The organism is Nocardia sp. NRRL S-836 (assembly GCF_001279525.1).
In the GTDB taxonomy this organism is placed as follows: domain Bacteria; phylum Actinomycetota; class Actinomycetes; order Mycobacteriales; family Pseudonocardiaceae; genus Lentzea.
On the sequence record NZ_LGDY01000114.1, the window covers coordinates 13,532 to 26,415 of the forward strand.

The following is a 12,884-nucleotide window of genomic DNA, read 5'->3' on the forward strand; positions in this document are numbered from 1 at the left end:
AGAGGCAGCTCGTGCGCGCTCGCTGTACCGGATTTCACCTGCGGAAACACCGGTTCACAGCCCCAGGCATCGCGTTTTCGGAGCTGCCCATTCACAAACCAAATGGCCGAACGGACGGGGAACTGCCGTGAATTCACCCGACGAGCTGCGTCCTGCCACGGCGCGCCGCAACGAATGGTTGCTGGTAACGTTCACCGGCACCACGAACATCGCGGACGCGGTCACGCGGGTCGCCCTGCCGCTGCTCACGGTCGGCATCACGACGTCGCCGATCGTGGTGACCGCGGTGGCCTCGCTGATGACGTTGCCGTGGCTGCTGACCGCGTTGCACATCGGTGTCTTCGTCGACCGCATGGACCGCCGCACGCTCATGATGAGCGCCGAGATCGCCCGCACCGCCTCGGTCGCGGTGATCCTGCTGGCGTACTTCGCGGACGCGGTCAGCCTGCCGTTGATCTACCTCGTCGCACTGGTGCTCGGTCTCGCCGACGTGCTCGCGGGGGTGTCCGGCGCGGCGATCCTGCCCAACGCCATCCCGAAGAAGCGCTGGCAGAAGGTCAGCGAACGGGTCACCGGCCTCGAGTACCTCGCGAACGGCTTCCTGGGCACGCCGATCGGCGGTTTCCTGACGGCGGCGGGCTTCGCGGTCGCGTTCGGTGTCTCCGGGCTCGTCTACGCCGTCGGTGCCCTGCTGCTGCTCTCGCTGGTCGGCAAGTTCAAGGTGGAGCCGACGACCGAGCGCAAGTCCGTGCACGCGGAGATCAAGGACGGCCTGGGGTTCCTGTTCGGCAACAAGCTCCTGCGCACGATGTCGTTGATGATCACGGCGATGGCGGCCTGCTGGGGTGCCTGGCTCGCGCTGATCCCGGTGTACGCGGTCGGCGGGCCGCTCGGGCTGTCCGCCCAGCAGTACGGCCTGCTGCTCACCTGGCTGGGCGCCGGTGGTGTGGTCGGCTCCCTGCTGGTCGGGTGGATCAACAGGCTGCTGGGCCGCCGCTGGTCGATGTTCGTGGACATCATCGGCTCGTTCGCGCTCGTCGCCGCGCCCGCGTTCCTGCCGGCGGAGCCGAGCAGCGCGTACGTGATCGGCGCCGCGGCGTTCGTCGCGGGTGCCGGTGGTGTCATGTGGACGGCCAACTCGCGCGTGATCACGCAGACGTTCGTGCCCGCCGAGATGATGGGCCGCTACAGCGCCGCCGCACGGGTGGTCGCCTGGGGTGCCTCGCCGATCGCGGCCTTCCTGTCCGGTGTGATCGCGCAGTTCGCCGGCTACCGCTGGGCGTTCGGCCTGTTCGCCGCGCTGTGCCTGGCGATCGTGATCCCGTTCTTCCGGGTCGTCACGCCCGAGGCGGTGGCCGCGGTCGACCAGCCGGACGAGCCCGAGGACGAGGCGGCAGAGGACCAGGCCGCTGACCAGAAGGACAAGCCGGAGGAGGCGAAGGCGTGACCCTGTGGCAACGCTTCGCCGCGACCACCGAGCGGCACCCGGACGCGGTGGCGCTGGTCGCCGAGTCGGCGTGGACCTACGCGGACCTGCACGACCTGGTGCTGCGCACGGCCGGTCAGGTCGTGCGGGACGCGGGCGGGGTGCCCGCGGCGGTCGGCGTCGTCGCCACCCGGACCGTCGACGCCTACGCGGGTTATCTGGCCGGGTTGCGGCTGGGCGCGGCCGTCGTGCCGATCAGCCCGGACTGGCCGGCCGCACGGGTCGCGGCGATCTGCTCCGCCGCCTCGGTCACGCACGTCGTGTCGGCCGCGGGCAGCGGAACGCCGTGGGACGAGCCGTACACCGGCGAGGCGGACGACGTGGCCTACACGCTGTTCACGTCCGGCTCCACCGGAACGCCGAAGGGCGTGCCGATCCGGCACCGCAACGTGCTGGAGTACCTGGACTACAACGTGGCCCGCTACGGCGTCTCACCGGAGTCCCGGCTGTCGCAGACGTTCGAGCTCACCTTTGACCCGTCCGTGTTCGACATGTTCGTGGCCTGGTCGGCGGGTGCGTCCGTGGTCGTCGCACGGCCGGACGACAAGATGGCGCCGGTCCGGTTCGTGAACACCCATGAGATCACGCACTGGTTCTCGGTGCCGTCGGTCATCTCGCTGGCCAGGCGGCTGCGCCAGCTGCGGCCCAATGCGATGCCGACGCTGCGGTGGAGCCTGTTCGCGGGCGAGCAGCTGACGCTGGACGCGGCACGGGCGTGGTCGACCGCCGCGCCCGCCTCGACCATCGAGAACCTCTACGGGCCAACGGAGCTGACCGTCACCTGCACCGGCTACCGGCTGCCCGGCGTCTGGCCGGTGACGTCGAACGGGACCGTGCCGATCGGCGAGGTCTACCCGCACCTGTCGTTCGAGATCACCGAGGACGGCGAGCTGTGCGTCGGCGGCTCGCAGTGCTTCTCCGGATACCTCGACCCGGAGCAGAACGTGGGCCGGTTCCTCGGCGGCCGCTACCGCACCGGCGACCGGGTGCGCTGGGAGGACGGCGTGCTGGTGCACCACGGCCGCCTCGACGACCAGGTGAAGGTGCACGGCTACCGGGTCGAGCTCGGCGAGATCGAGTCGGTGCTGCGCCGCCACCCGCTGGTGCAGGACGTCGTCGTGCTCGCGCCCGGTGAGCTGCACGCCGTCTACACCGGCACCGCCTCCCCCGCCGAGCTGGAGGCGCTGGTCGGCGCGGAGCTGCCCGCGTACATGGTGCCGCGCACGTTCTCGCCCGTCACCGGCTTCCCGTTGAACGGCAACGGGAAGATCGACCGGCGCCGGCTCGCCGCCGACCTCGGGGAGGTGGCGGGTGCGGTTCCGGATCCTCGGCGCGGTTGAGGTCTTCGACGGTTCGTCGTGGCGCACCATCGGGTCGGCGAAACAACGCGCGCTGCTGGCGTCGTTGCTGCTCAACGCCAACCAGGTGGTGCCGGCGGACCGGCTGATCTCCGACCTGTGGCCCGACGGTCCGCCCGCCTCCGCCTCCGGGTTGCTCGCCGGGTACGTGTGGCGGCTGCGGCACACCCTGCGCGACGACGGCGTGCTGCTGACCCGCGCGCCCGGCTACCAGCTGGCCGTGCCGTCCGGCGCGATGGACGTGCACTACTACGAAACCCTGGTGTCCCAGGGACGTGCGGCCTCCGACCTGGAGGAGGCGGTGTCGGCGTTCACCCGCGCGCTGGCGGTGTTCCGGGACGTGCCGTACGCGGACGTGCCGCTGACGCCGTCGGTGCTGGCCGAACGGGCGCGGCTGGAGGAGTCGCAGCTGTCGGTCGTGGAGGCGCGGATCGACGCCGAGATCAAGCTCGACCGGCACGAGGCGTTGCTGCCCGAGCTGAAGCTGCTGGTGTCGCAGTTCCCGTTGCGCGAACGGCTGCACGCCCACCTGATGCTCGTGCTCTACAAGTGCGGCCACCAGGCCGACGCGCTGGGCACCTACCGGGACCTGCGCAGGCTGCTGGTCAACGAGCTGGGCATCGAGCCGTCGAAACCGTTGCGGGACCTGCAACAACGCATCCTCCAGGAGGACCCGTCGCTGCTCGGCGCAGCACCCGTGCGGGTCCGGCCGCGCACCCCGCCCCCGCGCGGCGTGCTGATCGGCCGGTCCCGCGAGATCGCCGCGGTGGCCGGACTGCTCGCCTCCGAACAGATCTGCGCGGTGCACGGCGCGGTCGGCGTGGGCAAAACCGCGCTGGCCGCGCACGCCGCGTTCTCCGTCGCCGCCCACTTCCCCGTCGGCGTGCTGCACTTCTCGTCCGCCGAGGCGCTGCACTCGTTGCCGCCGGGGGTGTTGGCGGTGCTCGACGACGTGCCCGACGTCGGCACGGTTCCGGCCGGTGTCGGTGTGCTGGCCACGTCCCGCGGGCCGGTGCGCGGTGTGCCCGGCCGGTCGCACGTCCACCTGGGACGGTTGCCCGGCGCGGCGGCGGTGGAGCTGCTGAAGGCGCACATCGGTGACCGCGAAGGGCCCACCGCCGAGATCGCCCGGCTGTGCGAGCACCTGCCGCTGGCACTGCGGATCGCCGGTGACCGCCTCGCGACCCGCCCCGACTGGTCGCCGGCCGACTTCGCCGCGCGGCTGGCCGACCCGCGACGGCGGCTGGACCTGTTGTCGTGGCAGGACAACAGCGTCCGCGAACGCCTCTCAACCGCCTGGGACGGCCTCACCGCGGCCGGGCGGTCGGCGTTGCGGCTGCTGGGCGCGCTGGACCTGCCGGTGGTCGCGGCCGACACGATCGGCGCGCTGATCGGGCGCTCGGAGGCCGAGGCGTCGCTCGTCGCCGAGCGCCTGATCGACGCCGGACTGCTCGAAAGCCTGACGATGGACCGCTACCGGGTCCCCGACCTGGTCCGGTTGTTCGCGCGGGAACGCCAGGACGGGGACGCCTCGGCCGCGATCTCCCGCGTCGTCGAGCACTACGTGACGCTGGTGGACCAGCGACGGTCCACATCGGACCGCCGGGCCTGGTACCGCGGTGAGCTGGCGACGCTGCGGTCGCTCAGCCTGCACGACCGGTCGGACCGCCTGCACCGGGCCGTGGCCCAGCTGCTCGGCGGCCGTTCCGGCTGATCCCGGACCCCGCGGCCGGGTCCTACGGCTTCGTGATCTCCAGCTGCAGCTCGGTGACCCAGTCCGCCGGGTCACCGTGGCCGTAGTGCAGGTACACCTCCCGCGCGTACCCGTTCTGCCGGTACCCGTTGGCCTCGATCCACTGCGCGACCGCCTGGTAGGTGGCGTCGACGTCGTCCATCGGGCCGCGGTGCACGATGGTCGCCGCCTGCGGCAGCGCCGGCAGGTCCACGACCTCGAAGTCGTGGGCGTCCGACGGCTCCGCCGACACGGTGAAACCGGCCCGCACCAGCACCGCGTCCCCCTCGGCAGGCTCGTAGGTCGCGATGCCGTACCCGGTGATCGGCACACCCGCGCGTTCGACCCGCGCCATCAGCTCCGGGTACAGCGGCTGGATGACCGGGCCGACGTCCTCGGGGCCGTAGGACGCGGCGGTGGCGGTCAGCCGGGCGACCCGCGCTGACGGAACGGACTTCACGACAACGTCGTCGGTGGGCATGGCGCCCTCCCTCTCGATGGCGTGGAGACGTGCCTCGACCCGGCGCAACCGCGCGGTGTCCGCGAGGATCTGCTGCCGCAGCTCGGCCCGCCGCAACGACAGCATGCCGTGCAGCTGCTCCGCGGACAGCTCCTCGTCGAGCACCACGCGGACCTGTTCGAGCGTCAGACCGAGGTCCTTCAGCGCGACGAGCCGGTTGAGCCGGTGCAGCTGGGCCGCGGTGTAGGAGCGGTAGCCGGTGCCGGGGTCGACGTGGGCCGGTGGGAGCAACCCCACCGCGTCGTAATGGCGCAGCATCCGCACTGACACCCGCCCCAGACGGGCGAAGTCTCCGATGGTGAACATGACTGCTCCTGTGTAGGGGCTGACACGGTGTCAGGGTCAAGAAATGATGGTTTGAGCAACGCGCGGGGTGCGCATCCTTGGATGTTGACGAGAGGTGGCACATGACGTTCGCCCATCCGGCGTTGTTCTACTCCGACGAGGAGTCCTACATCGACGGCATCGTCCCGTTCGTCATGGAGGGCCTCGCCAACGCCGAACCCGTGGTCGTCGCGGTGCCCAGCCACAGCCTGGTGCTGCTCAGGGACGCGCTGAGCGGGTTCGCCCACCTCGTCACCTTCATCGACATGGCGGACTCCGGCCGCAACCCCGGCCGGATCATCCCCGACCTCCGCGCGTTCGCCGACCGGCACCGCGGGCCGTTGCGGATCATCGCCGAACCGGTGTGGGAGGGGCGCAGCGACGTCGAGTACCCGGCGTGCGCGCTGCACGAGGCGCTGGTGAACTACGCGTTCAGCGGCCGTGACCTCAGCATCCTCTGCCCGTACAACACCACCACCCTCAGCCACGACGTGCTCGCCGACGCCGAGAAGACCCACCCGGTCGTGATCGACGCCGGCGGTCACCGCCCCAGTGACCACTTCCACCCCGCACGGGTCGTCGTCGCAGCGCACACGATGCCGCTGCCCATCCCCGAGAACGCCGTCAGCACCAGTGTCGGCGCCGGGGCGATGGCGGCGGTGCGGGCGTTCGCGCGTGAGCAGGCCACGAAGCTGGGTCTCACGCCGGACCGCGTCCATGACTTCACGCTCGCGGTCACCGAACTGGCGACCAACAGCGTCAGGCACGGCGGCGGCGAGAGCACCGTCCGGGTCTGGGCCGAAAGCGAAAGCATTGTTTGCCAAGTCAACGACAACGGCCACATCACCGATGTTCTGGCCGGACGCACACCCGTTCACGCAAACGATCCAGGTGGTCGCGGACTGTTGCTGGTCAACCGTTTGGCGGACCTCGTGCGCACCCAAACGACGTCGTCGGGCACTGCGATCCAGGTCAGATTCGACCTGGGGAACAAAAAGGCAACGTGATCGACATACATTTGGCCGATCTCGTTATAGCTTGAGCACGTGCACGACGAGGGAGCGACGGAAATCGGTTACACGGGGGCACGTTTCGGGTCGCCGGCAACCCGCAGACGACTGCGTGCCGATGGAACGGAAGACTCGAACGGCGTGGAGACGCAACAGCTACCCCGTCAGCAGCCGTTGCGCCGACGACCGCCGGAACCGCATCCGGAGTGGCCGATGCTGGAAGACGAACCGCAGGTATCCGCGCGGGACAGCGCGCTGGTACGTCCCTACGCCCGCACCGGCGGCCGCACCTCGGCCCGCCACGACCTGCGTCTGGAGACGCTGCTCTCGACCGACGAGGAACGGCTCTACCGCGCGACCGCGGACCAGTCCCAGATGATGAGACTGTGCCTGCAACCGCGTTCGGTCGCGGAGATCTCCGCCCTCATGAAGATCCCGCTCGGTGTGACGCGGGTGCTGCTGAGCGACCTGATCACGCTCGACCTCGTCGCCGTGCACGAGCCGGGCGACAAGCCGAACATGGCGCTGCTCGAACGGGTTCTGTCGGGTCTGCGGCGGCTTTGACGCACGCTCGGCCAGCGCGCGGAACGAGGTCGGGTCACCGATAATGGTGACCGTGGCGACCCCCAGCGGCGAGACCGAACCGACCCGTCAGCAGACCCCGCAGCAGCTCCCACCGACGGCTCCACCGACGACCCCGATCAAGACCCCGCCGGTGACCACGACCCCGGCCGCGCCGAAGAAGCTGCGACCGACCAGGATCAGCGGCACCTGGGTGGCGATCCTGGTCGCGATCGTCGTGCTGATCTTCCTGCTGATCTTCATCCTGCAGAACGGCAACGACTCGACCATCCACTTCCTGTGGGGGCAGAGCACCCTGCCGCTCGGGGTGGCGCTGCTGTTCGCGGCGATCGGCGGCGCGGTGCTCGTCGCGGTCGTGGGCGCGGCCCGGATCATGCAGCTGCGCAGGCAGGCCAAGCGCGTCGAGGCCGACCGCGTGCTGCCTACCGGTCGTCCCGGGACCTCAGCACCAGCTCGACGCGAGAGCTGATCCCGAGCTTGCGGAAGATCTTGCGCAGGTGGAAGTTCACCGTGTGCGGTGACATGAACAGCTGCGTGGAGATCTGCCGGTTCGTCTGACCCTTCGCCACGAGGTTCGCGATCGCCCGTTCGGTGTCGTCCAGACTGGACCATCCGGACGAGGGCCTGACCGGCTCGGCCCGTCTGCGCCGGCCCAGTTTCCGCAGCCGGCCCAGCACGCGGGCGCTGTCGCGGGACGCGCCGATCTCCCGGTAGCGGGCGAGCGCGTCCTCCAGCGCCTTCACCGATGCCGTGCGGTCGGGTGCCGATGCCAGCAGCGCGCCCAGGTCTTCGGCGGCGTTGGCCCGCGCCCACGGGTCGCGGTGCTGTGCCGAGGCCAGTTCCAGCAACGCGGCGTCCCCGTCGAGCAGGCCCCGTGCGTGCAGTGCGGCGGCGGCCACGGCCCGCAGGTCCGGGTTCTCCTCCGCCAGCTGCTCGGCCCGGTCGACCACGGCCTTGGCCAGCCGCTCGTCCCCGGCCTCCACGGCACGGCGCACGAACCACCCGGCCGCACGGGGCTCTTCGGCGAACAGCCCGGACGACACGAGCGCCGGGTACTCGCCGTTCAGCAGCCCCAGCGCCGGGTCGAGGCCGCGGCCCACGTACGTGACGAGCACGTCGGCCCAGTGGTAGTAGGCGCGGGAGAAGACGATGCCGTCGACCGGCGCGAGACCGCGGTACCGCTCGACGTGCTCCACCGCCGCCGGCAGGTCGCCGGTGTGCAGCGCGACCACGGCGAGCACCGCCAGCGCGGGCGCCACCACCGCGGTGTGCCCGGTGTCCTCCGCGGTGGCCAGCACGGTGCGCGCCTCGGCTGCCGCCTCCTCGATCCTCCCGGCCTGCAACGACATCCGCGCCTGCACGACCGCGGTCAGCAGCTGCCGGGTGACCACGGCGGACGGGCCGCTGCGCACCCGGTGCAGCACGCCGTCGGCCTCGCCGAACTCGCGCAGCCCGGAATGCAGGGTCGCCAGCAGCAGCTGCGGGTAGGCGCACAGGTCGTGTGACGACACGGATCGCGCGGCAGCGCGCGCCAGTTCCAGTGCCGTGCCGGGTTGTCCGGTGTCCCGCGCGATCACCGCCAGCACGGCCAGCGCGGTGGCCAGCACGTCGTCCGGCGCACTCTTGCGGGTGCCCACGACCGCCTCGGCCAGCTCCTCCGCCCGCCGCCGGTCGTGGGCGAGCAACGCCATCAGCCTGGTGATCTCCACCCACGGCACGAGGTCGGCAGCCAGGTCGGGGTCGCCGAGCAGCGCGTCGGTGATCTCCACGGCTTCGGCGTGGCGGGTGGCGAGCACCGCCGTGACCGCGACGCAGTGCCGCAGCCCGGCCGCCGCCGGGGCGGGCACCTGCCGGGTCAGCAGATCCTTCGCCAGCGCCTGTCCCGCCGCCGGCCGGCCCGCCGCGACCAGCGCGCGGACAGCGGTCACCGTGCGGTGCGCCAGCGAGGGCGAGCTCTCGTCGGTGAGCTCCAGCGCCCGCACGGCGAGCTCGGCCGCGGCCTGCGGTGCCTGCCACAGCACGGCTTTCGCCGCCGCGACCAGACCGTCGACCGACCGCGCGTCACCGCGCTGGGCACCGTGCAGCAGGTGCCCGGCGGCGACGACCGCGCCGTCACCGCGCCGCAGCAGCATCTCACCGGCCTCGCGGTGCACCGCGCGCCGCACGGGTGCGGGCACCGAGTCCGCGACCAGCCGCCACACCAGCTCGTGCCGGAACTCCAGCCGGTCCTCGGTGGCGGCGACCACGCCGGCACCGATCACCTCGTCCAGCGCGGGCAGCAGGACCGCCGTGCTGGAGCCGAGCAGCTCCGCGACGTCGCCGGGCTCGAACCGCTGCCCCAGCACCGAAGCGACCTGCAGGACGTGCCGGGCGTGGCCGCTCAACGCGGTGAGGCGGCCGCGGATCAGCGCCTCCGTCCGGTGCGGCGGGCAGTCGGTGCGCAACGAGGAACGGCCGGAGCCGACGACGACGTGCCCGTCCTCGCACAGTGCCGTGACGAGTCCGAGCAGCGCGGCGGGGTTGCCCTGCGCGGTCGCGGCGAGCGCCAGCAGGTCGTCGTCGGGAGCTCCGCCGGTGAGGTCGCCGACGAGCTCCGCCACCACGTCGTCGGGCAGCGGTCGCAGCTCGATGCGCACGGCGTTGCGGGCGAGGCCGGCGAACAACCGGTCGGTGCCTTCGCCCGCGCGCCGGGCCAGCAGCCAGACGACCCGCTGCCGCGTGGTGGCGGGCAGGAGCGCGCGCAACGCGGCCAGGGTGCCCGGCTCGGCCAGGTGGAGGTCGTCCAGGACGACCAGCGTGGGGCCATCCGGTTCGCGTTCGGCCAGGCGGGCCAGCAGGAACGGCTGGTCCAGCTCGTCGCGGGCGGTCGCGACCGCGAAGCCGCGCCGTGCGGCCACAGCGGTGGCCTCGGTCAGCAGCCGGGTCTTGCCGGTGCCCGCCGCGCCGTCGACCAGGACCACGCCGGTGCCCGCGGCCAGCACGCCGTCGAGGAGCTCCCGTTCGCCGGCACGGCCGCGGAACACCCCGTCCTGACTCCCCGACACCCGTTGTCCCCTCGCTCCGCGGTGGCGGAGAACCCTGTTCGGCCACAACGACCCGCGCGGCGAGCGGGCCCGGCGCGACTGGTCCGTTGGGGCCCGCCTCCGTGCCGCCGCTACCCGTCCGAGTAGTTGCCCGGCGGATCATACGGGTGACCACCCTGTTGAGACGGCCCCAGCGCACCTACCTTTACCTGGGCAAGTGGCGCGCTTTCTCCTAGAGTCAATTCTGCTGATCTTTCACCCACGGATTGTGGAGAGATCTTGGAAAACCGGCTGAAAGCGTGGTGTGCCGGAATCAGCGACCGGGTGACGCCGGGTACGACCACGGTCGTGGAAGGCGCTCCGGGTACGGGCAAGACCGCGGTGCTGGACGACGTCGCCGCGCGCTGGGAAGCCTCCGGCAGACACGTCGTGCGGGCGCGTGGAAGTGCTCTGGAAATCGATTTACCGTTCGGCGTCGTGGCGCAGCTGTTCGATTTGGTGGATCCCGCGGTGGTGCCCGCGGAGGCCATGCCGGCCCTCCGGTCGACGGCGTCCGGTGCCGACTTCCCGGTGTTGCAGGGCGTTTATCGACTTGCGACGGCTTTGGCCGCTTCATCCGGTTTGCTCATTGCGGTGGACGACGTGCACTGGGCGGACGCGGCGTCGTTGCGGTGGCTCGCCTACCTGTCCCTGCGGCTGCAACGGCTGCCGATCGCGGTCGTGCTGGCCGTGGGCGCCGGTGAACGGGTGGACGACCCGTCGTTCGCCGAGATCGCCGCGGGGTGTCGGCGGGTGGTGCTCGGGAACCTGTCGGCGGCCGAGGTGTCGCGGCTGGTCTCGGCCGCTTTCCCCGCCCCGGCACCGGAGTTCGTGGCCGCGTGCCAGGACGCAACCGGCGGGAACCCGTTGCTGACCGTGCGGCTGCTGCGCGTGCTGGCCGAGGACGACGTGCCGGCCGTCGCGGACGCGGCGTGGCTGGTCGCGCAACGGGGTGCCGAGGTGGCCGGCGAGGTCGTGGTGGCGCGGGTGCGGCGGCGCCCGCCCCCGGTCGTGGCGGTGGCGCACTGCCTGGCGGTGCTCGGGCCGGCGCCGCATCCCGGGGTGCTGGCGGAGCTGGCCGGGCTGAGCCCCGGCGAGCTGGCCGAGGCGGTGCGCACGGTGGAGCTGCTGGGCGTGGCCGGGCCGGCGGTGCTGGCGGACGTGCCGGCCGCGGCGCGGGCCGCGTTGCACCTGCGGGCCGCACGGTCGTTGCGGGCGCACGGTGCGTCCGACCGGGTGGTGGCCGAGCACCTGCTGGAGACCTCGCCGGGCCTGGAGCCGTGGGCGGGCGGGGTGCTGGACCGGGCGGCGCGGGAGGCGGTGCGCCACGGCGACTCCGCCGGTGCGGCGCGGTTGCTGTGGCGGGCGCTGCGCGAACCGGTCGCGAACCCGGCGCGGGCGTTGCGGCTGCTGGGGATCGCGGAGCTGGTCGGGAACCTGCCGGGGGCCACCGCCCGGTTGCGCGAGGCCCACGAGTCCGACCGGGACGACGTGGAGTCCGCGATCGCGTTGTCCTACGCCTTGCACGCCGAGGGAAGGCCCGGCGAGCTGGTGGACGTGCTGCGGGCGAGCCCGGCGTTCCCGCACCTGGTGGTGCACGGGCTGGTGTGGCAGGAGGCTGTGCCGTCGTCGGTGCCGCTCGACACCCCGGCCGGAGTGCTGCACCACGTGATGACCGGCTCGATCAGCGCTTCCGACGCCGTGGCGGGGTTGTCGACCGACGGCGCGATGCCGGCGCTGGCCTCCGCGATGGTGCTGAACCTGGCCGACCAGCTCGACGCGGCGCTCGACGTCCTCGACGACGTGGACCGCTCGCAAGCACCGGCGTTGCGAGCCTTGGTGTCCGTGATGCGTGCGAACGTCCAGCGGCGCAAGGGAGATCTCGGCTGCGCGCGGGCCGACCTGGCGGTGGCCGCCGACGAGCTGCGGCAGGACCCGCGCTGGCACGCGGTGACGGCGTGGCACGCGGCGTTGCTCGCGGACATCCTGCTGGAGGAGGGCCGTCCGGACGAGGCGCTGGCGTTGATCGAGGCCACCACGACCGACGAGGTGCGCCGGATGTGGACCTATGGCGGGATGTTGACCGTCCGCGGCCGGGCGTTGATCGTGCAGGGCGACGACCACGAGGCGCTGGAGGCGTTCCTGGCCGCCTCCCGGCACTGCGCGCTGTGGCCCTACCGCAACCCCGCCGCGCTGGCCTGGCGTTCGGGTGCTGCGGTGGCGTGCGCCGCGCTGGGCGACGGCGAACGCGCGCGCCGGTTCGCGCTGGAGGAGGTCGAGCTGGCCAGGAGCTGGGGCGCGCCACGGGCGTTGGGCATGGCGTTGCGCGCGCTCGGCCGGGTCACCGCCGGAGCCGCCGGGCGCGCGCACCTGGAGGAGGCCGTGCGGGTGCTGCGCGGCTCCCCCGCCCGGCTCGAACTGGGCCGCGCGCTGGTCGACCTCGGTGTGGTGGCGCGGCGGCAGGGTGACACCGCGGCCGCACGGGCGTGCCTGCGCGAGGCGGTGGACCTGGCGCAGAAGTGCGGTTCCACGGCGATGGCGGCACGTGCCTACTCCGAGCTGGTGGCGACGGGTGCCGGGCCGCGGCGGATGCGGCAGACCGGGCCGACCGCGCTGACGCCGGTGGAGCACCAGGTCGCGACGCTGGCCGCGCGTGGCCGGTGCAACGAGGAGATCGGCGGGCTGCTGCTGATGCCCGCCGCGGCGGTCGAGGACGTCCTCACCGCCGTGTACCGCAAGCTCAGTGTCTCCAGCCGGTTGCAGCTCTCCGAGGCGCTTGACGTGGAGTGACGAGTGCGTCCGCGTGCCGG

The 12,884-nt window shown here is 72.4% G+C and carries 9 protein-coding genes; 7 read left to right on the forward strand and 2 right to left on the reverse strand.

The genetic code is table 11. The features are described from left to right. Positions 1-127 precede the first annotated feature (127 nt). The 3 genes from ADL03_RS27930 to ADL03_RS27940 are packed head-to-tail and all read left to right on the forward strand — an operon-like array spanning position 128 to position 4,558. Complete coding sequence (locus ADL03_RS27930) at positions 128-1,447, forward strand: MFS transporter (protein ID WP_063798732.1); 1,320 nt, start codon at positions 128-130, stop codon at positions 1,445-1,447. Further along, a complete protein-coding gene (locus ADL03_RS27935) occupies positions 1,444-2,826 on the forward strand; it encodes an AMP-binding protein (RefSeq protein ID WP_053736542.1) in 1,383 nt (460 codons plus the stop codon). Before ADL03_RS27930 ends, ADL03_RS27935 begins: the two co-directional genes overlap by 4 nt. Next, a complete protein-coding gene (locus ADL03_RS27940; RefSeq protein WP_053736543.1) occupies positions 2,798-4,558 on the forward strand; it encodes an AfsR/SARP family transcriptional regulator in 1,761 nt (586 codons plus the stop codon). Before ADL03_RS27935 ends, ADL03_RS27940 begins: the two co-directional genes overlap by 29 nt. Before the next feature lie 22 nt (positions 4,559-4,580). Here ADL03_RS27940 and ADL03_RS27945 read toward each other — a convergent pair whose 3' ends face one another. Continuing rightward, a complete protein-coding gene (locus tag ADL03_RS27945; protein WP_053736544.1) occupies positions 4,581-5,402 on the reverse strand; it encodes a MerR family transcriptional regulator in 822 nt (273 codons plus the stop codon). A 101-nt stretch (positions 5,403-5,503) separates the two neighbouring features. Between ADL03_RS27945 and ADL03_RS27950 the strand changes: the two genes are divergently transcribed. From ADL03_RS27950 to ADL03_RS27960, 3 genes are all read left to right on the forward strand, one after another. Then, positions 5,504-6,427 (forward strand): anti-sigma factor RsbA family regulatory protein, encoded by a 924-nt coding sequence (locus ADL03_RS27950; RefSeq protein WP_053736545.1) that lies wholly within the window; start codon positions 5,504-5,506, stop codon positions 6,425-6,427. Positions 6,428-6,643: 216 nt separating this feature from the next. Further along, complete coding sequence (locus ADL03_RS27955; RefSeq protein WP_053736546.1) at positions 6,644-6,994, forward strand: DUF742 domain-containing protein; 351 nt, start codon at positions 6,644-6,646, stop codon at positions 6,992-6,994. Between the two features lie 52 nt (positions 6,995-7,046). Continuing rightward, on the forward strand, positions 7,047-7,481 hold the full coding sequence (locus ADL03_RS27960; protein ID WP_231642340.1) for a lipopolysaccharide assembly LapA domain-containing protein: 435 nt from the start codon (positions 7,047-7,049) through the stop codon (positions 7,479-7,481). Here the strand turns inward: ADL03_RS27960 and ADL03_RS27965 are convergent. Next, a complete protein-coding gene (locus tag ADL03_RS27965) occupies positions 7,435-10,056 on the reverse strand; it encodes a LuxR C-terminal-related transcriptional regulator (RefSeq protein ID WP_157529390.1) in 2,622 nt (873 codons plus the stop codon). The genes ADL03_RS27960 and ADL03_RS27965 overlap by 47 nt on opposite strands. Before the next feature lie 258 nt (positions 10,057-10,314). On the opposite strand from ADL03_RS27965, the gene ADL03_RS27970 reads away from it, so the two are divergent. Further along, complete coding sequence (locus ADL03_RS27970; RefSeq protein ID WP_082373535.1) at positions 10,315-12,864, forward strand: AAA family ATPase; 2,550 nt, start codon at positions 10,315-10,317, stop codon at positions 12,862-12,864. The last annotated feature ends 20 nt before the right edge of the window (positions 12,865-12,884 follow it).

Excerpts from the sequence above, each read along its gene's own strand:
- ADL03_RS27945 (WP_053736544.1), bottom strand. The coding sequence starts at position 5,402 with ATGTTCACCATCGGAGACTTCGCCCGTCTGGGGCGGGTGTCAGTGCGG.
- ADL03_RS27950 (WP_053736545.1), top strand. The coding sequence starts at position 5,504 with ATGACGTTCGCCCATCCGGCGTTGTTCTACTCCGACGAGGAGTCCTAC.
- ADL03_RS27955 (WP_053736546.1), top strand. The coding sequence starts at position 6,644 with ATGCTGGAAGACGAACCGCAGGTATCCGCGCGGGACAGCGCGCTGGTA.